This window comes from Streptomyces sp. NBC_00554 (assembly GCF_041431135.1).
Lineage (GTDB): Bacteria > Actinomycetota > Actinomycetes > Streptomycetales > Streptomycetaceae > Streptomyces.
In genome coordinates this window covers 4,371,636-4,396,699 of record NZ_CP107799.1, presented here as the reverse complement: position 1 = coordinate 4,396,699, position 25,064 = coordinate 4,371,636, and the positions used below count along the sequence as shown (strand labels likewise).

Annotated in this window: 22 protein-coding genes and 1 pseudogene; 9 read left to right on the top strand and 14 right to left on the bottom strand. The window is 69.4% G+C overall.

Features of this window, described 5'->3' with window-relative positions:
* Nucleotides 1–31 precede the first annotated feature (31 nt).
* On the bottom strand, nucleotides 32–1,441 hold the full coding sequence (locus tag OG266_RS19130) for an FAD-binding oxidoreductase (RefSeq protein ID WP_371547231.1): 1,410 nt from the start codon (nucleotides 1,439–1,441) through the stop codon (nucleotides 32–34).
* Between the two features lie 496 nt (nucleotides 1,442–1,937).
* Between OG266_RS19130 and hemB the strand changes: the two genes are divergently transcribed.
* Both hemB and OG266_RS19120 read left to right on the top strand, forming a co-directional pair.
* Nucleotides 1,938–2,930 (top strand): porphobilinogen synthase, encoded by a 993-nt coding sequence (gene hemB, locus OG266_RS19125; RefSeq protein ID WP_371547228.1) that lies wholly within the window; start codon nucleotides 1,938–1,940, stop codon nucleotides 2,928–2,930.
* Nucleotides 2,931–3,062: 132 nt separating this feature from the next.
* Nucleotides 3,063–4,301: a PLP-dependent aminotransferase family protein gene (locus tag OG266_RS19120; RefSeq protein WP_371547225.1), complete on the top strand. Its 1,239-nt coding sequence runs from the start codon at nucleotides 3,063–3,065 to the stop codon at nucleotides 4,299–4,301.
* Nucleotides 4,302–4,311: 10 nt separating this feature from the next.
* Here OG266_RS19120 and OG266_RS19115 read toward each other — a convergent pair whose 3' ends face one another.
* Complete coding sequence (locus OG266_RS19115) at nucleotides 4,312–5,019, bottom strand: DUF4232 domain-containing protein (RefSeq protein WP_371547222.1); 708 nt, start codon at nucleotides 5,017–5,019, stop codon at nucleotides 4,312–4,314.
* A gap of 227 nt (nucleotides 5,020–5,246) precedes the next feature.
* Here OG266_RS19115 and OG266_RS19110 point away from each other — a divergent pair, with 227 nt between their 5' ends.
* A complete protein-coding gene (locus tag OG266_RS19110) occupies nucleotides 5,247–6,524 on the top strand; it encodes a helix-turn-helix domain-containing protein (RefSeq protein ID WP_371547219.1) in 1,278 nt (425 codons plus the stop codon).
* A gap of 130 nt (nucleotides 6,525–6,654) precedes the next feature.
* Nucleotides 6,655–7,556 (top strand): annotated as a pseudogene (locus tag OG266_RS19105) (SAM-dependent methyltransferase).
* A 28-nt stretch (nucleotides 7,557–7,584) separates the two neighbouring features.
* Here OG266_RS19105 and OG266_RS19100 read toward each other — a convergent pair.
* The 3 genes from OG266_RS19100 to argS all read right to left on the bottom strand — a co-directional run bounded on the left by OG266_RS19100 (nucleotide 7,585) and on the right by argS (nucleotide 11,512).
* The gene (locus OG266_RS19100) at nucleotides 7,585–8,499 is read right to left on the bottom strand and encodes a DUF4253 domain-containing protein (protein WP_371547217.1); all 915 of its coding nucleotides are present in this window, start codon (nucleotides 8,497–8,499) and stop codon (nucleotides 7,585–7,587) included.
* 54 nt (nucleotides 8,500–8,553) lie between these two features.
* Nucleotides 8,554–9,459 carry a hypothetical protein gene (locus tag OG266_RS19095; RefSeq protein WP_371547214.1) on the bottom strand — a complete coding sequence of 302 codons (906 nt, stop codon included), beginning with the start codon at nucleotides 9,457–9,459 and terminating at the stop codon, nucleotides 8,554–8,556.
* Nucleotides 9,460–9,748: 289 nt separating this feature from the next.
* Entirely contained in the window at nucleotides 9,749–11,512 is a 1,764-nt protein-coding gene (argS, locus tag OG266_RS19090) for an arginine--tRNA ligase (RefSeq protein WP_371547211.1), read from the bottom strand.
* A gap of 168 nt (nucleotides 11,513–11,680) precedes the next feature.
* Here argS and lysS point away from each other — a divergent pair, with 168 nt between their 5' ends.
* Nucleotides 11,681–13,420: a lysine--tRNA ligase gene (lysS, locus tag OG266_RS19085; protein ID WP_371547208.1), complete on the top strand. Its 1,740-nt coding sequence runs from the start codon at nucleotides 11,681–11,683 to the stop codon at nucleotides 13,418–13,420.
* 105 nt (nucleotides 13,421–13,525) lie between these two features.
* Here the strand turns inward: lysS and OG266_RS19080 are convergent, their stop codons facing one another.
* The 3 genes from OG266_RS19080 to OG266_RS19070 form a co-directional block, all read right to left on the bottom strand.
* Nucleotides 13,526–14,854, bottom strand: a complete 1,329-nt coding sequence (locus tag OG266_RS19080) for a DUF2637 domain-containing protein (RefSeq protein WP_329546227.1) — start codon at nucleotides 14,852–14,854, stop codon at nucleotides 13,526–13,528.
* A 163-nt stretch (nucleotides 14,855–15,017) separates the two neighbouring features.
* Nucleotides 15,018–15,878 carry a DUF3558 domain-containing protein gene (locus OG266_RS19075; RefSeq protein WP_266456826.1) on the bottom strand — a complete coding sequence of 287 codons (861 nt, stop codon included), beginning with the start codon at nucleotides 15,876–15,878 and terminating at the stop codon, nucleotides 15,018–15,020.
* Between the two features lie 147 nt (nucleotides 15,879–16,025).
* A complete protein-coding gene (locus OG266_RS19070; RefSeq protein WP_371547205.1) occupies nucleotides 16,026–16,874 on the bottom strand; it encodes a DUF3558 domain-containing protein in 849 nt (282 codons plus the stop codon).
* A gap of 169 nt (nucleotides 16,875–17,043) precedes the next feature.
* On the opposite strand from OG266_RS19070, the gene OG266_RS19065 reads away from it, so the two are divergent.
* Nucleotides 17,044–18,237 (top strand): RtcB family protein, encoded by a 1,194-nt coding sequence (locus OG266_RS19065; RefSeq protein ID WP_371547202.1) that lies wholly within the window; start codon nucleotides 17,044–17,046, stop codon nucleotides 18,235–18,237.
* Nucleotides 18,238–18,293: 56 nt separating this feature from the next.
* On the opposite strand, the gene OG266_RS19060 is transcribed toward OG266_RS19065, so the two are convergent.
* From OG266_RS19060 to OG266_RS19045, 4 genes are all read right to left on the bottom strand, one after another.
* Entirely contained in the window at nucleotides 18,294–19,169 is an 876-nt protein-coding gene (locus tag OG266_RS19060; protein ID WP_371547199.1) for a hypothetical protein, read from the bottom strand.
* Nucleotides 19,170–19,315: 146 nt separating this feature from the next.
* Nucleotides 19,316–20,584: a tyrosine-protein phosphatase gene (locus tag OG266_RS19055; protein WP_371547196.1), complete on the bottom strand. Its 1,269-nt coding sequence runs from the start codon at nucleotides 20,582–20,584 to the stop codon at nucleotides 19,316–19,318.
* 47 nt (nucleotides 20,585–20,631) lie between these two features.
* Nucleotides 20,632–20,814: a hypothetical protein gene (locus tag OG266_RS19050; protein WP_266456817.1), complete on the bottom strand. Its 183-nt coding sequence runs from the start codon at nucleotides 20,812–20,814 to the stop codon at nucleotides 20,632–20,634.
* Nucleotides 20,814–21,581, bottom strand: a complete 768-nt coding sequence (locus tag OG266_RS19045) for an SDR family NAD(P)-dependent oxidoreductase (RefSeq protein WP_371547194.1) — start codon at nucleotides 21,579–21,581, stop codon at nucleotides 20,814–20,816. The genes OG266_RS19050 and OG266_RS19045 overlap by 1 nt, the downstream gene beginning before the upstream one ends.
* 199 nt (nucleotides 21,582–21,780) lie before the next feature.
* On the opposite strand from OG266_RS19045, the gene OG266_RS19040 reads away from it, so the two are divergent.
* Nucleotides 21,781–22,221, top strand: coding sequence for an ester cyclase (locus OG266_RS19040; protein WP_266456813.1), 441 nt, complete (start codon nucleotides 21,781–21,783; stop codon nucleotides 22,219–22,221).
* Between the two features lie 47 nt (nucleotides 22,222–22,268).
* Here the strand turns inward: OG266_RS19040 and OG266_RS19035 are convergent, their stop codons facing one another.
* Nucleotides 22,269–22,604 carry a YnfA family protein gene (locus OG266_RS19035; protein ID WP_266456809.1) on the bottom strand — a complete coding sequence of 112 codons (336 nt, stop codon included), beginning with the start codon at nucleotides 22,602–22,604 and terminating at the stop codon, nucleotides 22,269–22,271.
* 139 nt (nucleotides 22,605–22,743) lie between these two features.
* Here OG266_RS19035 and OG266_RS19030 point away from each other — a divergent pair, with 139 nt between their 5' ends.
* On the top strand, nucleotides 22,744–23,229 hold the full coding sequence (locus OG266_RS19030; protein WP_266456807.1) for a hypothetical protein: 486 nt from the start codon (nucleotides 22,744–22,746) through the stop codon (nucleotides 23,227–23,229).
* A gap of 211 nt (nucleotides 23,230–23,440) precedes the next feature.
* Here the strand turns inward: OG266_RS19030 and OG266_RS19025 are convergent, their stop codons facing one another.
* The gene (locus OG266_RS19025; protein ID WP_266456806.1) at nucleotides 23,441–23,842 is read right to left on the bottom strand and encodes a helix-turn-helix domain-containing protein; all 402 of its coding nucleotides are present in this window, start codon (nucleotides 23,840–23,842) and stop codon (nucleotides 23,441–23,443) included.
* 135 nt (nucleotides 23,843–23,977) lie between these two features.
* Here OG266_RS19025 and OG266_RS19020 point away from each other — a divergent pair, with 135 nt between their 5' ends.
* Entirely contained in the window at nucleotides 23,978–24,868 is an 891-nt protein-coding gene (locus tag OG266_RS19020; protein WP_371547189.1) for a zinc-binding dehydrogenase, read from the top strand.
* Nucleotides 24,869–25,064 lie beyond the last annotated feature (196 nt).

Below are 25,064 nucleotides of genomic sequence, written 5' to 3'. Positions count from 1 at the left end.
GCTGCTTGTGCGGCTGCGGGAGTCACTGCGTTTACGCGGCCGCGGGCGTCACCGCGTGGCCGAAGCGCAGGAGGTTCGCCGGGTCGTAGGTGGCCTTGGCGGCGCGCAGGCGGGTGTAGACCTCGGGGGTCCAGGCGCGGGCGCGGTCGGCCTCGTCGCCCGGGGCGCCATGGATGTTGACCATCGTCCTGCCCGTGCCGTACGGGGCCATCGCGGCGTTCAGTGCGACCGTGGCCGTCTCGACCGCCGCGGCGGCCTCCGGTCCCGCCAGCACACCGACCGTCTCCAGCAGGTACCCCGCGTCGCGGGCGCACACCGCGTCCTCGACGGCGGCCGGGCGTGCCAGCTCGCCGCCCATGTGGCGCAACTCGACGAGCAGCAGCGGGTAGTCGGCGGGGGCCGCCGGGCCCGCATGGTCCAGGAAGGTCCGTACGGCGTCGGGGGTCAGGTCGCGCATCAGGGCGCACGACTCCCTCGCGGGGAGCGGGTCCTGCGGCTCCGCGTACACCTGGTCCACGGCCGTGTAGTCCATCTCCGCCACCGTGTCGACCACCACCGGCGCCGCCTCGCGGATCGGCGCGAGCAGGCGCTCGCCCTCCGCCGGGTTGCCGGTCCAGATCGCCGCCACCCGGGCCCAGAAGCCGCCCCGCAGGGGTTCGGGGATCTGTGGCAGCGGGGGCAGGCGCAGGATCGAGAAGGCCGAGCACATCTGCGGGGGCAGGGTGGGGGTCCACGCCGCGAAGGCGTTCAGCAGGGCCTCCGCGTGCTCGCCGGGGCAGTAGATTCCGCCGCCTAGGACGCGGTCGAGCGGGAGCAGGTCGCAGACCAGTTCCGTCACCACACCGACGTTGCCCTTGCCGCCGCGCAGGGCCCAGAAGAGTTCCGGTTCGTGGTCGGCGTCCGCCTCGTGCAGCGTTCCGTCGGGTGTCACGACCTGGAACGAGCGGACATGGTCCGCCGCGTAGCCGTACGCCCGGCCGAGCACCGGGAGTCCGCCGCCCAGCGTGTAGCCGATGACGCCGACGTCCGTCGACGAGCCGTTGAGGGCGGCGAGCCCGTGTGGTGCGGCCGCCTCCAGGACGTGGCGCCACTTCGCTCCTGCGGCGACCGTCGCGGTGCGCGCGGTCGCGTCGATCCGTACGTCCGTCATGCGCGAGGTGTTGATCAACAGGCCGTTCTCGACGGGGAAGTTCGCACCGTGGCCGGTGGCCTGTACGGCGACGGGGGTGCCGGTGGCGGTCGCCCAGCGCATCGCGGCCACCACGTCGTCGGTACCGGTCGCGCCGACGACCAGCTCAGGGGTGTGGAGGGCGGCCAGGTTGAAGCCGGTGACTTCGGCGGCGTAGTCGGGGTCGTCGGGGCGCAGTACCGGGCCGCGGATGTCGGAGAGGGCGAAGAGATCGGGGGTGGCGTGCGGGTGGTGCGGGGCGGGGGCGGTCATCGCGTCCTCCTTGAGCGCGGGCCGGGCGGGCGGGCCGGGCGGGGTGCGCGGGGGAGGGACGGCGGCGGGTCTGGTCTGGCGTCGGCGTCGGTGCCTGCGGGGTCCTGGTTGCGGCCCGTCGTTGGGGGCCTTATTTCCAGCATGGACCTGTGGTGGTCGGCTCGCATGCGGGGGTGTCGGGGGTGTAGGTGGGGGCTGATGCCCGGTGGGTGGGTCGGGGGCGTGCCGGTACGTCCGCCCGTCGCCGCCGGATCAGACCTTGGCCGAGCAGTGAGACGTCCGGTGACGCGGGCGTACGCGACGGGCTTTGGACGTACCGGCACGCCCCCTCCCGCCGGTGGGCCGCTGCGGGTTGTGTTCGGTGTGGGTGGGTCGGCCCTGCGCTTCGGGGGCGTACGCGGGGGGTGTCGGCCCAGGCTTCCGGGTCACACTTGGGAGGCGTTCGGCCGACGTCGCGTCGGCAAAGGGGGTGTGGGGGCGGGCGTAGCGTATGTGTATGACGACGTACGGATCCTTCCCCGGTACGCGGCCGCGGCGTCTGCGGACCAGCCCCGCCATGCGGCGTATGGTCGCCGAGACCCGGCTGCATCCCGCTGACTTCATCCTTCCGGCCTTTGTGCGCGAGGGCATCGGCGAGCCTGTGCCGATCGCGGCGATGCCTGGCGTCGTGCAGCACACCCGGGACAGCCTGAAGAAGGCGGCCGCGGACGCGGTGGCGGCCGGGGTCTCCGGGATCATGCTCTTCGGGGTGCCGGAGGAGTCCAAGAAGGACGCGGTCGGCACGCCCGGGACCGATCCCGACGGGATCCTCCAGGTGGCGTTGCGCGATGTGCGTGCCGAGGTCGGTGACGAGCTCCTTGTGATGTCCGACTTGTGTCTGGACGAGACCACCGACCACGGTCATTGCGGTGTGCTCGACGAGCAGGGGCGCGTCGACAACGACGCCACGCTCGAGCGGTACGCCGAGATGGCGCAGGTGCAGGCCGACGCGGGCGCGCACGTGGTCGGGCCGAGCGGGATGATGGACGGCCAGATCGGCGTCGTCCGTGACGCCCTCGACCAGATCGGCCGCGAGGACGTCGCGATCCTCGCCTACACCGCCAAGTACTCCTCCGCCTTCTACGGCCCGTTCCGGGAGGCCGTGGGCTCGTCCCTGAAGGGTGACCGCAAGACGTACCAGCAGGACCCGGCGAACGCCCGGGAAGCCATGCGGGAGCTGGCGCTCGACCTCGAAGAGGGCGCCGACATGGTGATGGTGAAGCCGGCGGGGCCGTACCTGGACATCCTCGCGCGGGTTGCGGACGCCGTGGATGTGCCGGTGGCCGCGTACCAGATCTCCGGCGAGTACTCGATGATCGAGGCCGCCGCCGAGAAGGGCTGGATCGACCGCGACCGGGCCATTCTGGAGACGCTGACGGGGATCAAGCGGGCCGGAGCGAGGAACATCCTCACGTACTGGGCGACCGAGGTCGCGCAGAAGCTGCGCTGAGGCGGGCAATGCCGAGGGGGCCACTTGGTCCCGCTCGGTGGCCGCGTCCGTATCCCGGAAACCCGCTTGTAGACGGCACGTACATCCCTAGGCTGCGGCAGGAGTCGCTGTCGCAGCCGAAGGAGCCGAATCATGGCCGTCGTCGAGCCCGCGCCCACCCGTGCCCCCGTGCCGCCGCTCGCCGCGCGGGCCCGTTCGATCGGCGGTTCGCCGGTACGGGACATCCTCGCCGTCACCGCGCGGCCCGAGGTGATCAACTTCGCGGGCGGGCTGCCGGCGCCGGAACTCTTCGACGTCGACGGGATCGCCGCCGCGTACCGGGCGGTCCTCGCCGAGTCGCCCGCGCAGGCGCTGCAGTACTCCACGACGGAGGGCGAGCCGGAGCTGCGGGCCGCGCTCGCCGCGCGGACATCGGCACGCGGGCTGGCCACCGGCCCCGACGACCTGCTCGTCACCACCGGCTCCCAGCAGGCCCTTTCCCTGCTCGCCACCGCGCTGATCGAACCCGGGGACACGGTCCTCGTCGAGAACCCCTGCTACCTGGCGGCCCTCCAGGTCTTCGGCTTCGCGGGCGCGCGGGTGGTGGCCGTACCGGGGGACGGACACGGTGTCGATCCCGAGGCGCTGGAGGAGCTGGTGGTGCGCGAACGCCCCAAGCTGCTCTACACCGTGCCCACCTTCCAGAACCCGACGGGGCGCACCCTGCCCAGGGAGCGGCGGGCCGCCGTCGCCGCGGTCGCCGCCCGGCACGGGCTGTGGATCGTCGAGGACGACCCGTACGGCGAGCTGCGCTTCGAGGGCGAGCGCGTGCCGTGGATCGCGTCGTACCCGGGTGCCGAGGACCGTACGGTCCTGCTCGGCTCCTTCTCCAAGGTCATGGCACCCGGCATGCGGCTCGGCTGGCTGCGCGCCCCGGCCGAGCTGCGCCGCGCGTGCGCCGTGGCCAAACAGGCCGCCGACCTGCACACCCCGACCGTCAACCAGCTCGCCGCGGCCCGCTACCTCGCGGACAGTGACCTGGACGGGCATGTCGCGCGGGTCGCGGCGGTCTACCGCGAGCGCCGGGACGCCATGCTCGCCGGCCTCGCCGAGGCCCTCCCCGAAGGCTCGCACTGGGACCGGCCCGAGGGCGGAATGTTCCTCTGGGCACGGCTTCCGGGGACGTACGACACCACGGCACTGCTGCCCGCGGTGGTGCGGCAGGAGGTGGCGTACGTCCCCGGTGCGCCGTTCTACGCGGCCGAGCCCGATCGGTCGACGCTGCGGCTGTGCTTCGTGACGCAGACGCCGGAGGAGATCGGGGAGGGGTTGCGGCGGTTGGGGGCGGGGATGGGTGTGGCGATGGGCGTGCGGCCGGCGCTTGGCCGGTGAGCCCTCCGAGTCACCAGGTGAGGGCGTCGGCCATGGTCGACTGCCAGTACGAGACGCTGATCGAGTCGTCTACGTACACGCCCTTCGCGGGGAGCGACGGGCGGGCCGCGTCTCCCGTGCTGTTGTTGAGGAGGACCTCGAGGGACTTGGCCGTGTAGCCGTTGGAGCCGCTGCCGTCCGCTGCCGACAGGAGCACGCCGGCATAGCCCGATTCGCCCGGGGCCAGCGTGACCACCGCCTGCGGCTTGGAGTCCTCGAAGGCCGGCGGGACCGACTGGGCCTCGCCGAAGCGGACGGCCGGGTAGCCGATGAGGTTGCAGTTCCCCGCGCCCGTGTTGGTGACGGTGAGGAGCACGTGGTTCAGGGGGCGGGAGACCTCTGTGGCGGTGGTTCGGGTGGTGGTGCTGGAGCAGCGGGTGGAGGTGGGGGCGGAGTCGTTCGAACCCGTGGAGCCGGTGGAGTTCGTGGTGCCGGTGGAGCCCGTGGTGCCCGTCGTGTCGTTGGCGGCCTGGCCGGCTCCCGTGGATGTTCCCTCGTTCGTCTTGTCCGACGGGGACGACGGGGTGGCGGACGTGCTGGGTGACTCCGTGGACGCGGTCACCTTCGACGCGCCCTCCTCGCGGACGCCCCCTCCGTCGTTGCACGCCGCCAGCGTCAGTGTGGCGAACGTGATCGCGGCTGCGGCGAGCATGCGGTTGCGGGTGGTGCGTGCAGACATGGCTGATCCCCCTGGTGTGGAACGGGTGTTGATGCAGGCCGCTCGACCGGGTGCCGGGAGCGGCGTGCTTTGATGGCCACAGCTTGTGCGGTGATCCGTCCCAGCCGCCACAGCTGCCGGAGTTTCCGGGACGCTGGAACGCTCAAAGTGCCTCTGACCTGGTGGAACGATGTTCCCCTGGAACGCGGATCTGGGACGTGGGGATGTGAGGAACGGTGGCGGGGGACGTGGCGGGGGACGAATTCTCGGAGCTCCTGGGACAGCTGAAGCAGCGGTCCGGGCTCAGCTATGGAGTGCTGGGGAAGCGGCTCCACATGAGTGCGTCCACGCTTCACCGGTACGTCAACGGGGACGCCGTACCGACGGATTACGCGCCCGTGGAACGGTTCGCCCGGGTGTGCAAGGCGACCCCCGATGAGCTGGTGGAGCTGCATCGGCGGTGGGTGCTGGCGGATGCGCGGCGGGGGCAGAAGGGGGTCCCTTCGGGGACGGGGGCGGTGACGGAGGGGCCAACAGCATTGGCGCCGGAATCGTCGGCTGCGTCCGAGCCGGAGGACGCACCTGAGGTCGAGCGGGGGTCTGTACCGGAGCCTTTGGTGAAGCGGCGTCGGCGTACCGTCGTGCTCTCCGGTGCCGCCGTGGTCGCCGCCCTTGTGTCCGCGGCCCTCGTCGTGAACCTTGTGCCCGGCGAGGACGACGGTCAGGGCAGGAAGCAGCCTGTGGGTGCTGCCGCGCCGTCAGGTGTCAGCAGCTCTGTTGTCACCGCGTCGGCCGACGGCAAGCATTCCCCGGCCTCGCCGTCCGCCTCGCGCAGTGCCAGTCCTACGAGTCCTGCAAGTCCTACGGTGTCCGCGTCGGTGAGTGGTGGGGCCGCTGAGGTCGTGGCCGGCGCCACGGCGCCCGCGGTCGCCACCAACCCGTACAAGTGGGACGGCCCGTGCAGTCAGCACTACCTGGTGAACCAGAAGGCCGAGTATGTGCCCCCGCCGCCGAGCGAGTCGGAGGCGCGTGGGTGGGTGACCGCGCTCGGCGGTGTCGCCGCCGGGGAGCAGATGGTCGCGCTGACCGTGCAGGGCACCGGGGAGGCCACCGTCGTACTCGACGCACTGCATGTGCGCGTGGTGACGAAGAGTGCGCCGCTCGCCTGGAACGACTTCGCGATGGGCATCGGTTGCGGCGGCGGCGTGGAGACGAAGTCGTTCGCCGTGGACCTGGACGCCGGAAGCCCCGCGGTCGCGGCCAAGGCGGGGCAGCGCGACTTCCCGTACAAGGTCAGTGAGTCCGACCCCGAGGTCTTCTACGTGTTCGCGGACTCGAAGGCCCACGACGTGAGTTGGTACCTGGAGCTCGACTGGTCCAGCGGGACGAAGAAGGGCACGTTGCGCATCGACGACAACGGCAAGCCGTTCCGGACGAGTGGGAACGTGGGGCGGCCCGCGTACGCGTACCCGCTGGGCGACTCCGAGTGGTGGAGGGACGAGTACGAGCCCTACATCAAGGGCTGAGGCCGGCGGGTCGATCAAGGGCTGACACGGGCTGAGGCTTACGGTCCCGGATCGGGTTCCTGCCCTATCAAGTCCCCCTGGGAGTTAGGTTGTTGCCCGTTGAATGACGCGACTCTCCAGGGAGGGCCTTATGCCCGGTGACGCTCTCGGCCAGGACCCCGACGAGTTGAGAAGGAGGATCGACACCAGCAAGGCGCACCCCGCGCGCGTCTACGACGTCTTCCTCGGCGGCAAGGACAACTACGAGGTCGACCGGGCCGCCGCAGCTGCCGCGCTCGCCGCCAATCCGCGCGGCTACCTCGACGTCCGGCACAACCGCGACTTCCTGCGGCGCGCCGTGACCACGCTGGCCCGGGAAGAGGGCATCCGCCAGTTCCTGGACATCGGCACCGGGCTGCCGACGCAGGAGAACGTCCACCAGATCGCCCAGCGGATCATCCCGGACTCGCGGGTCGTGTACGTCGACAACGACCCGGTGGTTCTCGCTCACGCGCGTGCCCTGCTCACCAGCGGGCCCGAGGGCCTCACGGACTACATCGACGCCGACCTGAAGCAGCCCGCGCAGATCCTCGAAGAGGCCGCAAAGACCCTCGACTTCGACCGGCCGATCGCACTCGAACTCGTGGCGATCCTGCACTTCGTCGAGGACGCGGAGGCCTACCCGATCGTGCGCGAGCTCGTCGACGCGCTGCCGTCCGGAAGCCGGCTCGTCCTCAGCCACCTCACCGAGGACCTCAACCCCGAGAACGTCCGCGCGGTCCAACGGACGTACACCGAGCGCGGATTCACCTTCGTGCTGCGCTCCAGGGCGGAGGTCGAGCGCTTCTTCACCGAGAGCGGCCTGGAACTGGACGACCCGGGCGTCGTCCCCGCCCACCACTGGCGTCCCGACGGCGCGGCCCGCTCCCCGAACGGGCCGATCCCGCCTACCTGGCCACCCTCGACGACATCGAGAAGGTCCGCTACCGCGACATCAACGACGTCACGGACGCGGACATCAATGTGTACGTGGCGACGGGGCGGAAGGCTTAGCGGGTGGGGTGCGCCTGGCCGGCCGGTGTCAGTCCCACCAGAAGGACCACACCTGCTGGTCGAGGATCTCGTGCGCCGCGTACGCCCGCAGGGCCTCGTGGTTGCCCTGGGTGATGTTGTCCGGGCAGAACGCGAAGTGCTCGGCCGCGACCGCCTCCGCCTCCGCCGTGGTGGTCGGCGGGGCGGCCACCGACAGGACGAGCTGGTCGAAGGTGAGGGCGACCACGCGTATGCCGAAGCGGTCCTCCCAGGAGCGGAGTACGGCGCACAGGCGCGCGACATCACCCTCGTAGTTCACGGGACCGGACCAGCCGATCGCCGCCGGGATGTCCGCGCTGCGGCGGGCGGGGACCAGGGCGAGGCGCGGGTCCTTGAGCCAAGAGCCGTCGGCCGAGAGGGAGTCGGCGATGTCGGCGGCGCGGGTGTCGGGGTCGGTGGTGGGTGTGGTGGCGGCGGCGAGGCCCGGCCACTCCGGGCCGTACGGGGCGATCGTCTCGTCGTAGGTGTTGGGCTCGCCGAAGACTGCGACGACGGCCTCCTTGCCGGGGTAGTCCTCGTCGGCGCCGAGCTCGTCCGCCGCGTACTCCTCCCAGAACTCCGCCAGCACCTCCTCGGCGTCGTGATCCCCGGGGTACGACACCTCGTCCGGCCTCAACTCCCAGTCCTCCGGCCCGCCTTGGGCGCCGCCGACGTCCACGAGGAGGGGGAGCAGGCCGGAGGTCCGCCGGGCGGGCTCCAGCGCCGACCAGGCTCCGGGGGTCGCCGGTGCGTCGGCGTGCCAGAGCAGCGGCTCGTGGCACGCGGCCTCGCCCTCCCCCACTGCCTTAAGGGCGTGGGAGGTGCCCCCAGCGTCGATCAGTTTCCCGGGCGGGAGTTCAAGCCCGAGCGTGCGCCCGCTCGGGTCGGCCGCCAGCTTCGGCAGCGGGTTGGGGAGTGTCGCCATGGCCCTGACTTTAGGGGGAGCCACTGACAACGGGCCCGGGTGGTCCTGGTTGCTCTAACTCCAGCTCGGTGAAGGCCCTTCGGAGTGGCCGTACGGCACGGGGCGGCCGGTGAACGCGTCCAGGAGGATCCGGTCGGCCAGCGGGCGGTCCAGTTCCACCGTCACCTTCCTGGCGCGCAGATCGCTGGTGCAGGGGCCGTCCTTCGTCCCGACGACCGACGCGGACAGCACCACGCTGCCGTCCGTCTCCAGCACGGCCACGGCAGGGCCGTCGTCGCAGGATCCGTGGTTGGCGACGACGGTGACCGACCGGCCGTCGTCGGCCACTTCGGCCAGCCGGTCGAGCGGCATCAGGTGGTTGGTGGGTGTCTCCCTGGCCGGCTTGATCGGCACCTTGGGGAGCTTCGAGGGGCTGAGGGCGACCTGCTTGAGCGGGGTGTCGTAGCCGTCCAGCGTGAACATCCAGGCCGGTACGGTCGCCGGGCCACGGCTGGTCGCCAACGACATCTCGCCGAGCTTCGCCCCGGTCACGGTCAGGTGCGGTCCGTCGCCGCCGCCGCGGGCCACCGTCTCGTACGCCGCCCGCGCCCCCGTCAGCGGCAGCGTGAGCGAGCCTCCGCTCTTCCACTCCACCTTGCCGTCCTTGGGCGAGGTGTCGGGGAGCTTGCCGCGCAGGACGAAGTTCTGGGTCATGTACGCGAGCTTGTCGCCCTCGTTGCGGAAGGCACCGTCTGGCAACTGGACCGACTCGCCCATCGGGTAGTAGCCCTTGCGCCACACCTCGGCGGCCTGAGAGCCGTCCCAGGCCTCTGCGACCTGGCGGGCGCGGGGGCCCGACTCCGGGGGAGAGCTACCGGGCCATTTGTCGCCGCAGCCGGTGAGCGCTGCGGCCGCGGTGGTGAGCAGGGTCAGGGTGATGAGCAGGTGGGGTGTGCGTGGCGTGGTTCGGGTCGTGTCCATGGGTCCCCCCGGCGGCAGGCAGCTGGGTAGCTGGCGGTGACGGTGACGTCCGTACCGTTCCTGTGACGCGCCGGACTTGGGGCGCGTTCGGTTCGCGGGGGTGGGGGATTGCTTGTTGCCGCATCGTGACCGGGCGCGGTGGCCATGGTGGTGCGGGGGTGCGTTCGCAGGTGCTGGTGGGTGCTCGGGAGGGTGGGACGTATCTGCCAATCGCCCCTGCTGCCCCCGGCTTCACAGCCGGGGGCCACACGAGCCGGCCTGCAAGGGTCGGCGTCGATGAAGGGTCTGGTCAGAGTCGCTCAGGTGTCCTGATGCCCAGCAGGGCCATGCCCTGGTGGAGGGTGCGGGCCGTCAGGTCGCAGAGGAACAGGCGGTTTTCGGCGATCTCCTGTGCCGGGCGCGGCTTGATCACCGGGCACTGGTCGAAGAACGTCGTGTACAGCGACGCCAGCTGGTACAGGTACGCGGTCACCTTGTGCGGTGCGTACTCTGCCGTCGCCTCCGTGAGCAGATCGCCGAACCCGTCCAGGTGCAGGCCCAACGCCCGCTCGGCCGGGGCGAGTTCGAGCTCCGGGTGTGCGAGCGGGGACGCGCCCTCCGCCTTGCGCAGGATCGACCTGTTCCGGGCGTACGCGTACTGCAGGTACACGCTCGTGTCGCCGTTGAGCGAGACCATCTGGTCCAGGTCGAACTTGTAGTCCCGGTTCGCCGACGTCGACAGGTCCGCGTACTTCACGGCGCCGATCCCGACGTACCGGCCGTTCTCGACGATCTCCTCCTCGGTCAGGCCCACCTTCGCGGCCTTCTCGCGTACGACCGCCGTGGCCCGCTCGACGGCCTCGTCGAGGAGGTCCTCGAGCTTCACCGTCTCGCCCTCACGGGTCTTGAACGGCTTGCCGTCCGCGCCGAGCACCGTGCCGTAGCCCATGTTGTGCGCGGTGACCTCGTCGGTCAGCCAGCCCGCCCGGCGTGCCGTCTCGAAGACCATCTTGAAGTGCAGGGACTGGCGGACGTCCACGACGTAGATCAGCGTCGTCGCGTCCAGGTCGGTGACACGGTTGCGGATCGCGGAGAGGTCGGACGCCGCGTAGCCGAAGCCGCCGTCCGCCTTCTGCACGATCAGCGGCACCGGCTGGTCGTCCTTGCCCCGGATCTCGTCGAAGAAGACCACGAGCGCGCCCTCGGAGCGCACGGCGACGCCGGACTCCTCCAGGAGGCGCGCCGTCTCGGGCATCAAGTCGTTGTACGCGGACTCGCCGACGATCTCCTCGTCCCTGATCTCCATGTCGAGCTTCTCGAAGACCGAGTTGAAGTAGACCTTCGACTCGTCCACGAACTGCTGCCACAGGTCGAGGGTCTCCTTGTCGCCGGACTGGAGGGCGACGACCCGCTTGCGGGCCCGCTCCTTGAAGTCCTCGTCGGCGTCGAAGACGGCGCGCGAGGCCTTGTAGACCCGGTTCAGGTTCGACATGGCCTGCTCGCCGTCGACCTCCTCGGCGGGGGCCAGCTCGCCCGGGTTCTCGATCAGGTACTGGATGAGCATGCCGAACTGGGTGCCCCAGTCGCCGATGTGGTGCCGGCCGATCGTCTGCTCGCCGGTGAAGTCGAGCATGCCGCGCAGCGCGTCGCCGATGACGGCCGAGCGCAGATGGCCGACGTGCATCTCCTTCGCCACGTTCGGCTGGGCGTAGTCGATGACCGTGACGCCCGGCTTCTCCTTCAGCGGCACTCCGAGCCGGTCGTCGTCGTACCGGGCGGCGAGGGTCTCGATGATCGCCCTGTCGGTGATCGTGATGTTCAGGAAGCCGGGTCCCGAGACCTCGATGTCCTTGATCACGTCACCGGCCGCCACCTGCGCCACGACCTGCGTCGCCAGCTCCCGCGGGTTCGCCTTCGCCTTCTTCGCGAGGGCCAGGATCCCGTTGGCCTGGAAGTCCGCCCGGTCGCTTCGGCGCAGCAGCGGGTCAGCGGAACCGGCCTCCGGCAGAGCTGCCGAGAGAGCGTCCGCGAGGCGCTGATGGACGGAAGCGGTGAGGGACGTGACCGAGGCCATGGAGTGGCTGCCGTTCTGCTCGGGTTCCGGAACTTGCTTTACTACGGAAACCGAGTATCCCACGCCGTGAAAAGCCGTTTTCGCGGTTCAGGGCCGAGCTGGGAGAATGAGGCCGTCAGCCGTGTGACCGTACCGGCTGCTCCCGAAGGAACTCCAGAAAAAGAGGACGTGCCGATCGTGGCTCAGAGCACCGAGACCACCGACTGGGTCTCCCGTTACGCGGATGAGGTCATCGAGGAGTCGGAGCGTCGGGCCCCGGGCAAACCGGTCGTCGTCGCGTCCGGGCTCTCGCCCTCCGGCCCGATCCACCTCGGGAACCTCCGCGAGGTCATGACGCCGCACCTCGTCGCCGACGAGATCCGGCGGCGCGGCCACGTCGTACGCCACCTGATCTCCTGGGACGACTACGACCGCTACCGCAAGGTCCCGGCCGGCGTCCCCGGCATCGACGACTCCTGGGCCGAGCACATCGGCAAGCCGCTCACCTCGGTCCCCGCGCCCGCCGGCTCCTCGTACCCGAACTGGGCCGAGCACTTCAAGGCCGCGATGACCACCTCGCTCGCCGAGCTGGGCGTGGAGTACGACGGGATCAGCCAGACCGAGCAGTACACCTCCGGTGTGTATCGGGACCAGGTGCTGTTCGCGATGAGGCACCGCGGGGACATCGACGCGATCCTCGAGCAGTACCGGACCAAGAAGAGCCCGGCGAAGAAGCAGGGGCAGAAGCCCCTCGACGAGGCCGAGCTTGAGGCCGCCGAGGGGTCCGGCGCCGCTGCCGAGGACGACGGCAGCACGGACGCCGGGTACTTCCCGTACAAGCCCTACTGCGGGAGTTGCGAGAAGGACCTGACGACCGTCACCGCCTACGACGACGACAGCACCGAGCTGACGTACACCTGCTCGGCCTGCGGTTTCTCCGAGACCGTCCGGCTGAACGAGTTCAACCGCGGCAAGCTGGTCTGGAAGGTCGACTGGCCCATGCGCTGGGCGTACGAAGGGGTCGTCTTCGAGCCGAGCGGTGTCGATCACTCGTCCCCGGGCTCCAGCTTCCAGGTCGGCGGGCAGATCGTCGGCATCTTCGGCGGCAAGCAGCCGATCGGGCCCATGTACGCGTTCGTCGGCATCAGCGGCATGGCCAAGATGTCCAGCAGCAAGGGCGGGGTCCCCACCCCGGCCGACGCCCTCCAGATCATGGAACCGCAGCTGCTGCGCTGGCTCTACGCCCGCCGCCGCCCCAACCAGTCCTTCAAGATCGCCTTCGACCAGGAGATCCAGCGGCTGTACGACGAGTGGGACAAGCTCGAGGGCAAGGTGACCGACGGGTCCGTGCTCCCGGCGGACGCCGCCGCTTACGCGCGAGCCGTGGGTACGGCGGCCGGTGAGCTTCCCAGGACGCCCCGCCCGATGGCGTACCGCACCCTCGCCTCCGTCGCCGACATCACCGCCGGCGCCGAGGACCAGACCCTGCGGATCCTGAGCGAGCTCGACCCCGACAACCCGCTCGGCTCGCTCGACGAGGTCCGGCCGCGGCTCGACAAGGCCGAGACCTGGATCAACACGCAGGTCCCGGCGGAGGAGCGGACCGTCGTCCGTGAGGAGCCCGACACCGAGCTCCTGAAGTCCCTCGACGACCAGGGCCGCGAGTCCCTGCGCCTGCTGCTCGACGGACTCGACGCCAACTGGTCCCTGGACGGCCTGACCCACCTCGTCTACGGCGTCCCCAAGGTCCAGGCCGGCTTCCCCTCCGACGCCACCGCCAAGGAACTGCCCGCCGAGATCAAGGTCGCCCAGCGCACCTTCTTCGCCCTGCTGTACCACCTGCTGGTCGGGCGTGACACGGGCCCGCGCCTGCCCACGCTGCTGCTCGCAGTGGGCCAGGACCGGGTGCGCAAGCTGCTCGGGGCGTAGGGCCGCAGGGCCTTAGGACCTTTGGGCCTTTGGGCCTTCGGCTGTACGAGGATGGGGGCGCCCGGTGATCACCGGGCGCCCCCATCGACGTACGCACTGACCTTCTTACGCGATGTGGTCTTCCTGGAGTTCCGCCGTGTGGCGGTTGGTGAAGCGGTTGACCATCCGGTCGGCCTCGCGCTGCGGGAGCGTGTTGCCGTACGTCGCCTCCACGTCACCCCTGAACTGGCCCGAGGTCGGATAGCTGCCGTCTATCGACTTCTTGAAGACCATGTAGTAGTCGTCCTCGGTCGGCTCCGAGCCGCCGCCCGCACCCATTTCACGCGTCCGGCCCGGGCCCGACGGGATCGGGAAGGTACCGGTGTCCTCCGGAGAGGGCTCCGGGGCGGGGGCCGGCGGCTCCTCGTACTGCTGCGGGAACATCTGCTGCTGCTCGAACTGCTGCTGTTCCTCGAACTGCCGCCGAACCCGGAACTGCTGCTGTTCCTCGAACTGCTCGAACTGCTCGGCCTGCTGCTGCTCCGCGTACCACTGCATGTACGCGGCATCCGGGTCGTACGTCGGGTCGTAGCCGCCCTGATACGCGACGGTCTGGGGATCCCGCGCCTGAAGCCACTGACTCTGCGGCTCGGTGAGGTCCTCCGGCTGCTGCTGCACCGGGGCTGCGGGAGACTCCAGCGCGGGCTGTTCCACGGCCGCGGGCGCCGCCTCGACCGGAGTCGGCGCCGGGGGCAGGAGCGCCGGCTCGATGCCCGCCGCTGCCAGGCCCGCCGGGGCCGTCTGCGCCAGCGGGACGCCGTACTTCGCGAGCCGCAGCGGCATCAGGGACTCGATCGGGGCCTTGCGGCGCCAGGCGCGGCCGAAGCGCGAATTGAGCCGCGCCTGGTAGACGAGGCGGTCCTGCTCCAGCTTGATGACCTGCTCGTAGGAGCGCAGCTCCCACAGCTTCATACGGCGCCACAGGAGGAACGTCGGGATCGGAGAGAGCAGCCAGCGCGTGAGGCGGACACCCTCCATGTGCTTGTCGGCCGTGATGTCCGCTATGCGGCCGATCGCGTGCCGGGCCGCCTCGACCGAGACCACGAAGAGGATCGGGATCACGGCGTGCATGCCGACACCCAGCGGGTCCGGCCAGGCCGCCGCGCCGTTGAACGCGATCGTCGCGACGGTCAGCAGCCACGCCGTCTGGCGCAGCAGCGGGAAGGGGATCCTGATCCACGTCAGGAGAAGGTCAAGGGCGAGCAGGACGCAGATGCCCGCGTCGATGCCGATCGGGAAGACGTAACTGAAGTTCCCGAAGCCCTTCTGGATCGCGAGCTCGCGGACGGCCGCGTACGAACCGGCGAAGCCGATGCCCGCGATGACGACCGCACCGGCGACAACCACGCCGATGAGAATCCGGTGAGTGCGTGTGAGCTGAATGGGCGCGGACACCCGTACTCCCCTCCCCTTACTTGTCGTTGCGCGCAACAGGGTGGCACATGTGTGCGTCGCTCGGATGCCCGGTACGGCACGAGCCCGGTCCCTGTAGGGGCCGGGCTCCTGCAAATGGCCTGGTGGGGCTACGAGTTGAGCAGCAGGACCATCTCGCGACGGGTCAGCTCTTCGTCGCCGACTTGGAAGGTGACGCGCTCTTCGAGGCCGACTTCGACGGGGACGCCGACTTCGTGGCCGACTTGGACGGTGACGCGCTCGCCGTGGCGCCGCCCTCCTTGTTCGCGGCGGTCACAGCCGCCACCGCCTCCTTCGCGGCCTTCTCCGCCGACTTCAGCAGAGTGGCGGCGGACGGGGTCTTCTCGCCCGCCAGACCGGCACCGTTGTAGTCGAGCGTGACGACGACGTTCTCCACGCGCGCCACGATCGTCTGCTGCTTGAAGGCGCCTTCCTTCTTCTTCAGGTCGTAACTCACGGCCGTCGCCTCGTCGCCCGTACCGGACACCGGCGCCGACTTCGTGTTCTTCGCGCCCGTCACCGCCTTCGCGGCCGTGACCTGCTTCTCGAAGTACGTGTGCGCCTGCTCGTCGCCCGAACCACGCGTGTCCGAGTCGAAACGCAGCAGGGCCACGTTCAGCCAGCGGTACTGCGAGCCGTCCACGCCGTTGCTGTCGAGGCTCGTCCAGTAGCAGTTGCCACGCTCGGACGCATCGTCCGATGTGCCCTTCTTGCCGGACTTGGCCGCCTTCGGAACCAGTGAGCCCAGCGTCTTGTCCGACAACACCGAACAGGACTCGGGCAACGTCGCGTACGCGGCCGCCTGCACCGCGTTCGCCGAAGCGCTCGCGGAAGCCTGCGCGTCCGGGCTCGAACCGGAGCTGTTGTTCGCGTCACCGGAACCGGAATCAGAGCCGGAATCCGAGGAACAGCCTGCGGCGACAAGCATCACCGGGACGGCGGCTGCGCTGACAAGGATGCGGGTGAGTCGCGGTACTCGGCCTACTCGCTGTACTGGTCGGTGCATGGTTCCTTCACTCGTGGCGCTCGTGGTCCGGCCGCACATGGAACGTGCGACCGGTCGGGTCCGAGGGGCCACGGTACGCGGTGAGCAAGGTGGACGGTCCCGCTTCGCGGGCTTTGCGCCCACGGCCCGAACCCCCCTCCACACCCCCTAACCGTCGAGCGTGTCAGCCAGCTTCGCCGCCAGATTCCGCGCCCTGTCCTGCATTTCCTTGCTGTCCGGCACCTCGCCCGTGACCGCCGGCTGCTCGTCGTACTCGATCGTCACGATCACATTCGACGTGCGGAACACCACAGTCACCGTGCGCTGCTGAGCCGTCGAGCCGGCGGAGCTGAGGGTGTCGTTCAGGTACGCCTCGTCGCCGAGACCGTCGAGGGTGCGGGGCTGGAGGGAGGTGGGGGTCGCACTCGCGGAGGGCGAGGCGGAGGACGTCGACGAGGGGGTCGCGCTCGCGCTCGCGCTGCCGGAGGCGGAGTCCGACGGGGACGCGGAACTGCTGGCGTCCGGACTCTCCTCGCTCCCCTCACTCTCCGAGCTCGCGGAGGCGGAGGGCTCGGGGAGGTCCGCCTCCGTCTCCTTGCCCGCGTAAAGGCCCGAGGCCTTGCTGTCGTCACTCACCGAGTCGTACGACACCACGCGCTCGAAATCGACGAAGAGGTGATCGGTGGCGTTCGTCGACTCCACCTTCCAACGGCAGCCGACGCGCCGGTCGGTGTCGTACGTGAGCGTGGCCGTGCCCTCGTACGCCGTCTCGCGCTGCTCCTCGTCCGCGATCTGCTTGATGCCGGGCAGCAGCGAGTCGAGGGTGCCGTGGTCGACGGCGGCGCAGGCCTCGGGGAGCGTGCGGTACCTGCCGGGCTGGGCCGCCGGTGCCGTCGAACTGGAGCCGCCCGGCTTCGAGTCGTCCGTCGCGCCGTCGTCGCTCGAACTGCCCGTGCAGCCGGCCAGCAGCGCCGCGAGGAGCACGGCGACGCCGGGTACATACGCCTTCCGCTGCACGGTCAGGCTCCTCTCCTGTGGTTATTCGGTTGCCGCGTGGGGGCGGCCCCTGGAGACAATGTCTATCGCACGCACTGCCGTGAACGCCGGTCCGTTGTCCCATACGTAGACCTTGGCGCTGGTTTTGCGTTTTGAGACTTCTGCTTGTTTCCGGGGGAAAGGGAACGATATGTCGTACGTAGAGGTACCGGGCGCCAAGGTCCCCATCCGCATGTGGACCGACCCGGCGTCGGTCGAGGACGTGGCGCTCCGTCAGCTCCAGAACGTCGCGACCCTGCCGTGGATCAAGGGGCTCGCTGTGATGCCCGACGTCCACTACGGGAAGGGTGCGACGGTCGGGTCCGTCATCGCCATGCGGGATGCGGTGTGTCCTGCGGCGGTGGGGGTGGACATCGGGTGCGGGATGTCTGCCGTCAAGACGTCGCTCACCGCCAATGATCTGCCGGGGGATCTTTCGCGGCTTCGGTCGGAGGTTGAGCGGGCTATTCCGGTGGGGCGGGGGATGCATGAGTCTGCGGTGGAGCCGGGGCGGTTTCATGGGCTTGCCACTGGGGGGTGGGATGACTTTTGGGGGCGGTTTGATGGGGTGGCCGAAGCGGTCAAATTCCGTCAGGAACGCGCCACGAAACAGATGGGGACGCTCGGAAGCGGCAACCACATGATCGAATTGTGCACCGATTCGGTCGGTTCCGTTTGGCTCATGCTTCACTCCGGGTCCCGGAACGTGGGCAAAGAGCTGGCCGAGTACCACATCGGCGTTGCCCAGAAACTCCCGCACAACCAGGGGCTGGTCGACCGTGACCTCGCCGTTTTCGTGGCAGACACACCGCAGATGGCGGCGTACCAGCACGACCTCTACTGGGCGCAGGAGTACGCGAAGTACAACCGGACCATCATGATGGCGCTCCTTAAGGACGTGGTCCGAAAGGAGTTCAAGAAGGCTCGAGTCACTTTCGAGCCGGAGGTCAGCTGCCATCACAACTACGTCAATCGCGAGCGTTATGACGGCATGGACCTGCTTGTTACTCGCAAGGGAGCCATTAGCGCCCGGGCGGGGGAGTTCGGGATCATCCCCGGCTCTATGGGCACCAGCTCGTACATAGTGAAGGGTCTCGGCAACGAGAAGGCCTTCAACTCGGCGTCGCACGGCGCCGGTCGGCGTATGAGCCGCAGTGCGGCGAAGCGTCGCTTCACGACCAAGGATCTGGAAGAGCAGACGCGGGGCGTGGAGTGCCGTAAGGACTCGGGCATCGTGGATGAGATTCCGGGTGCTTACAAGAACATTGAGCAGGTGATGGAGCAGCAGCGCGATCTGGTTGAGGTCGTGGCGAAGCTGAAGCAGTTTGTCTGTGTGAAGGGCTGACGTGAACGCGCGATGGGGCCCCGAGCCGATTCGGCTCGGGGCCCCATCGCACTTGGTCAGTGATCGACAGCAGGCATGGCTACTTGGCCGGTGCGCAGCCGCCAGAGACGGAGGTAGCAGCTCTTCTCGGTTCGGCCCAGTTCCATTGCCGCTGCCGCGTCGTTGTCCAGCCTTAGCAGGACTCGGTCCTCCGCTGCCGTCCAGCGACGGCGTTCGGGCGCGACTCGCATGTTGGCTGGGCGTACCCAGGTGGCGAGCGAGTCAGCGGCGGTCTGCTTACGCGCCAGGGATAGGCAGCCGGGGTAATAAAGATGCGCGCTCAAAGCCTGCGCCGACTCGGTGTGGTACGTGATGTTGAAGATGCCGTCGCGTTGATTACGCCGGAGGCTGCGTTCGGTTCCCGTGATCTTCCCAGCGTAGAAGCACATGTAGGCGGCGATGGCTGTGCTTTGCGTGGTCAGGGAGACGAATGGGTGGCCCTGGCCAGTGCATCCCACCGAGCCGTCGGCGTCGATGACCCCTCGGAGGTAGTCGCACTGCGAGAACTGGCCTCGTGGCAGGGCGACTGTTTTGGACTTGCGGCCGTAGGGCAAGCCGCGGTCGTTGAGCATGGTCCTTGCTTCGAGCGAGCACACGGTCCAGGTGGCCGAATGGTGGGTCTTGGCGAAGTTCGTGGACCGGGTGCGTTCAGTGATGCTGCTGTTGTACGGGGTCATCTGCTGGAACGTGCGCAGGATCCCGATGTCTCGGATGTTGATCTCAACGGTCAACTTGCCCTTCTGCCCGACTCCTTGCTGGAGATGCCCGTCGGCCTGCAAGAAGCCGAACATGTAGGCGTACTCAGGGACCTTCAGGTCCATGAACCTTGCTGGGTCAACGCCGAGAGCGTCGTCCGGCATGAATTGGTGAGCGTTAGGCTCGCGTTCAGCCATGAGGAAGCTAGGCCTTCCTGTGTGGTCAGGCCCCCGGGTCGGGATGGCAGTCCCGGTCGGGGGCCGTCGTTTTTGATGTTGTGGTGCGAGCCTAGATCGCGAGTTCTGGTGCCGTATGGGTGATCTATCCGGTTCACCCTTGTGAGTTAGTGGAGTCGCTTCTCCAGGAGCGTCACCGCGTACGGGTCGCCCAAGCCGCTGTCCTTCGCGGCCTGTTCGCTAACGACCGTGTAGCCCGCCGCCTGGTAGTACTCGCGCAGGCGCGGGTTGCCGGCGAGGCAGTCCAGACGGGAGAAGGTGCGGCCGGTGGCTGTGATGCGGCGCTCCGCCTCTGCCAGCAGGTGGCGGCCGGTGTCGGGTGGGGCTACCCGGCGGTCGGTCATCAGGCGGTGGATGTAGGCGGCGGTGGGGGGCTGGGGGCCCCAGGCCGCCGGGTCGTCCCACCACAACTCCCAGGCGCCCGCTACCTGTTGCTTGTTCGGCTCGTCCGGTGCGTTCGGTGCGTTCGGGATGGCCAGCCAGACTTCGCCCTCTGCCAGACGGGTGCGGAAGTGAGGTTCGGTGAGTTGGCCCGGCTTCCACTGGTCGATTCCCTGGGAGAGCTGCCAGTTGGCCGCGTCGTCGCGGAGGCGGACCAGAGTGGGGATGTCCGCCTCGGTCGCCCTGCGGAAGGTGAGGGGGGCGGCGGGTTCGAGGAGGTTGGCGCGGAGGGCCGAGATGAAGGTGGTGTCCAGGCCCAGGATCTGTGTGACGTAGGACTGGATCGAGCCGTAGCGGGAGTTCAGGTCCGCCAGGAACAGGGCCATGACCTCTGCGGGGGCCTGGCCGTAGCCGGGCCACGTCAGTTCCCGGTCGGGGTTGGCCGCCCGCCAGTCCGCCACCAGACGGGCCGTCGCCAGCCCCGTCAGTGTGAAGTCCTCGACGATCGTCCGTTCCGGGACGCCCAGCAGGGCCAGGACCAAGGCCGCCACCAGGCCCGTACGGTCCTTGCCCGAGGCGCAGTGGAAGACGACGGGGCCTTCGCCCGCTGTCGCTATCAGCTCCAGCGTTTCGCGGATCTCCTTCGTGCCGTCCTTCGCGACCTCCGCGTAGCGGGCCGCCAGGTATGGGCCGGGGGCCACGTCCGGTGCCAGCGCCGACTGGTCGTACGGGCGGTGCTCGATGCTCTGGTTGTGGTAGGCGAGGGACGGGTGTGCCGGGACCCGGCCCTTCGCCTCGATCTCCCAGGGGTATCGGAGGTCGACCACCGTGCGGATGCCGAGGGACAGGAAACGGTCCCAGTCCGCGCCTTCCAGCTTGCTCAGCGAGTCCGACCGGAACAGGCGGCCCCGGCGGACCGTGCTGCCGTCCTCGGCCTGGTATCCGCCCAGGTCACGGAAGTTGTGCAACTGCGCGAAAGGTATGTCTCTGTTCACTCGCGGGAGCGTATGTCGACCCCGCCTCGGGCGAACACCCGTTTTGATCACTTCGCGTGCATCACCGCGTAGATCATTACGAACGCCACGATGTGGATGCCGAAGAGGAAGTACGCGAGGTACCACCAGACGTAGCGTTCGTCCTTTGTTTCCTGGGTCAGGCGGCGTTGTTCCTGGGCCTGGGTCTGGGCCTGTGTCGGCTCCTGGTCCCCGGTGGGGTCGTCCGGCATCACAACTCCCGGTGGACCTTGGCGTTCGAGGCCTGGGCGCGGGGGCGGACTACGAGGAGGTCGATGTTGACGTGGCTGGGGCGGGTGATTGCCCAGGTGATGGTGTCGGCTACGTCCTCGGCGGTGAGGGGCTGGGCGACGCCCGCGTAGACCTTGGCGGCCTTTTCCTCGTCGCCGCCGAAGCGGGTCAGTGCGAACTCGTCCGTCTTGACCATGCCGGGTGCGACCTCGATGACCCGGACCGGGGTGCCGACGATCTCCAGGCGGAGGGTCTCGGCGAGGACGTGTTCGGCGTGCTTGGCGGCGACGTAGCCGCCGCCGCCCTCGTACGTGCTGAATCCGGCGGTCGAGGAGAGGACGACCACCGTTCCGTCGCCGCTTGCCGTCAGGGCGGGGAGCAGGGCCTGGGTGACGTTCAGGGTGCCGATGACGTTCGTCTCGTACATCTGGCGCCAGTCGGCCGGGTCGCCCGTCGCGACGGGGTCGGCGCCGAGCGCGCCGCCGGCGTTGTTGACCAGGACGCCGATCGTCTTGAAGGCGCCGGCGAACTCGTCGACCGCCGCGCGGTCCGTGACGTCGAGGGTGTACGCCGTCGCCTGGTGGCCCGTCGCGTTCAGCTCCTCCGCGAGCGCCTCGATGCGGTCCTTGCGGCGGGCGGTCAGGACGACGCGGTAGCCCGCGGCCGCCAGCTGCCGGGTCGTCGCGGCGCCGATGCCGCTGCTGGCACCGGTGACGACGGCGATACGGGACGCGGCGGCGGGGCTCATACGGCTGCTCCTCAGGGCGGGGCTGGGCGGTGCGTGGTGCGGTGCGTGGTGCGGTGCGGTGGGTGGGGTGGATCGGACCGCCCCCGTCAGGATAGGCGGGGTGGGTGTCCGGGCGGTTGGTGGCCTGGATCTCGGATGGTCCCGGAACTGTCCTGCGTGGGAAACTGGAGTGGGTGATCCCCTGCTCAGGAGGTGGATCATGGGACAGGCACGTGAGGTCATGGACCGGCTCACCGAGGCGCTCACCTCGACCCCGGACCTCAAGGCCGTCGCCGAGCTGTACGCGGTGGACGCGGTCGCCTTCACGCCCGACGCCGGAGAGATCCACGGGCGCGACAACATCGTCGAATACTGGCGTCAGATGACGGACTCCGTCACGGGTGCCAGGTACGAGTCGGTGTACGCGACCGAGGTCGGCGACACCGCCATCGACGAGGGGTACTACAACGGGACGAACACGGGTCCGCTGCCGTTGCCCTCCGGGGAGTCGCTGCCCGCGACGGGGAAGGGTGTCAGGATTCGTGGCTGCGACATCGCGACCGTCGAGGACGGGCGGATCGTCAGCTATCGGCTCTACTTCGACCAGATGGATTTCCTGGGGCAGTTGGGGTTGTTGCCCGAGCTGACGTCTTCGTCCTGAGGATCGCGGGTGCCCCTGAACACCTGGATTCGTGAAGGGGCGCCCCCTCAGTTGCCCCGCGGCGCGTACATGATCACTGCCATGCCCGCGAGGCAGATCAGCGCGCCCGTGACATCCCAGCGGTCCGGCCGGTAGCCGTCTGCCACCATCCCCCACGCGATGGACCCCGCTACGAAGATGCCGCCGTACGCGGCGAGGATGCGTCCGAACTCGGCGTCCGGCTGGAGCGTGGCCACGAAGCCGTACACGCCGAGGGCCATCACGCCCGCGCCGATCCACAGCCAGCCGCGGTGCTCGCGTACGCCCTGCCAGACCAGCCAGGCGCCGCCGATCTCGAAGAGTGCGGCGAGGACGAAGAGGGCGGCGGAGCGGGCGATCAGCATGCGGTCACTTTTGCATGCGCGGTCAGGAGGGTTTGCGTCGCTGTTCGCTGTCACCTGATGGACGGCGCCTGGCTGCGGGCGGAGGTGGGATACATCCCGTGACGGTGACCGGCCGAGTGAAGGGAATGACCTCATGGGGATGCGAACGCGAACGCTGGTGCGGGTGCTGTGTGCGACGAGTGTCGGGGCGGGGCTGGTGGTGGGGGCGGTCTGGCCTGCTGTCGGCGCCGCGGCTCTCGCTCCGGAGGCGGATCTCGCCTACCACGGGGACGTGTCCATGGCGGAGGGCCGTGTCGACGTACGGCTGACTCCTCGGAACCACGGGCCGGGTGCCGTTCCGGACGCGACGGTTCGGCTGCGCTGGTCGGTTGCCCTGGCGGATCGGCAGAGTCTGCCGGACGGGTGTGCGCGGGCGGAGGCGCGGGCTGTGGTGTGCCGGACGGGGGCGTTGGCGGCGGATGGGGTGGGGGAGGAGATCAGGCTTGGGGTGCGGCTGAGGGGGGCGCCGGCCGAGGTGACGGTGTCGTTCGACACGGTTTGGGGTGGGGGTGCGGTGGATCGTAATTCCGGCAATGACCGGCAGCGGGTGCTGGTGCTGGATACGGGGGACTCGTATGCCTTCTAGTGGGGGGCGCCTGCGGGTCGGTGGGGGGTCGGGGTCGTGCCGGTACATCCGCCCGTCGCTTGATGGACACTTCTGTTTCTTGGATGGCTGGGTTGGCTGTGACCACGTATGCGACGGGCATGTGATGTACCGGCACGACCCCTTCCGTCGTGTTGCCGGTGCGGGGCCGTGGGACCGGGGGCCGGGGGGCCGGGGGTACGGCTGCGGGGGGTCAGGACGGTGTTGTGTCGTAGTGGTCTCTGGCCTTGTTGACCTGCTCTATGTGTAGTTCTGCCCAGTCCTTCACTGCGGCCAGGAGGTGGCTGAGGCTGGTGCCCAGGGGGGTTAGTTCGTAGTCGACTCGGACTGGGACGGATGGGGTGACCGTGCGGGTCACGATTCCGTCGCGTTCCAGTGAGCGGAGTGTCTGGGTGAGCATTTTGGGGCTGACGCCCGCGATTTTGCGGGTGAGGTCGCTGTAGCGCATCGAGCCGGTGGTGAGCGCGCAGACTACGAGGCTGACCCACTTGTCGCTGATGCGGTCGAGGAGCTGGTTGGTGGGGCAGCTCCTGATGAACGCGTCGTACTCGACGCGTGCCTGTTCGCGCCGCTGGGCCGCGGTCGTGGTCGCCATGGGCTCACCTCCGGGTGACGTACGCACCTTGAGGTGCCTACTTACTGGAAGAGAGTAACTCTTCCTAGGGTTGTTGGTGCCGGGTGGATATCGGAATCCACCGGGGTAAATGGCCTGCCGGTAGGGAGAGTTGTCATGCGTGCAGCAGTTGTTACGGCGTTCGGTGGTCCGGAGGCCGTGGAGATCGTCGAGACGGCCGTGCCGGAGCCGGGTGCCGGCCAGATACGGATCAAGGTCGCGGCCGCCGCGCTCAACCCGGCGGACGCGGGGGTGCGCGCGGGCGTTTTCGGGGGTGCGGGCAAGCGGCTCGGGCTCGGCTGGGATGTCGCCGGGACCGTCGACGCGGCGGGTGTCGCGGTGGGGTGGACGGTTGGCGAGCAGGTGGTCGGGATTTCGTACGGGGTCGCCAAGTCCCTTGGTACGCATGCCGATTACGTCGTCGTCGACGCGGACGCCGTGGCTGTCGCGCCTGCCTCCGTCGACGCGGTGCACGCGGCGACCGTGCCCTTGAACGCCCTCACTGCCGCGCAGGCGCTCGATCTGCTGGCGCTGGAGGCGGGGCAGAGCCTGCTCGTCACGGGTGCCGCGGGGGCGGTGGGTGCTTACGCCGTTCAGCTCGCCGTCCAGCGGGGGCTGGCCGTGACCGCGCTGGCCCGGGAGGGCGATGAGGAGTTCGTACGGTCGTTGGGGGCGGGCCGTTTCGTGTCGGGCGAGGTTGCGCCCGGGAGCGTGGACGCGGTGCTGGACGCGGCGGTTCTGGGGGAGCGGGCGTTGGAGTGGGTGCGGGACGGGGGCGTGTTCGTGGGCGTCATTCCGCATGCTCAGCCGGCGTCCGTGCGGGGGGTGCGGACCGATGCCGTCGAGGTGGCCCCCGATGGGGCTCGGCTCGCGGAGCTGGTGGCGCTCGTGGATGAGGGGGTGCTGACGACTCGGGTCGCGGAGACGTTTCCGCTGGAGGACGCGGCGAAGGCGCATGCGCGGTTGGGGGAGGGTGGGGTGCGGGGGCGCTTGGTTCTCGTGCCGTAGGAGCCCCGCACTTCCGGCCGGGGGAGATCTTTCAGCCCGTCCGGCGTCCGAGGACGAGGCGCTGCCATCCCCATCCCCCACCCACCCACCCACCCGTGGGGGCTGCGCTCTTCGACCCCGGGCCGGGGAAGGAATCTTCAGCCTGTCCGGCGTTTGAGGACGAGGCGCTGCCATCCCGATCCCCCACCCACCCGTG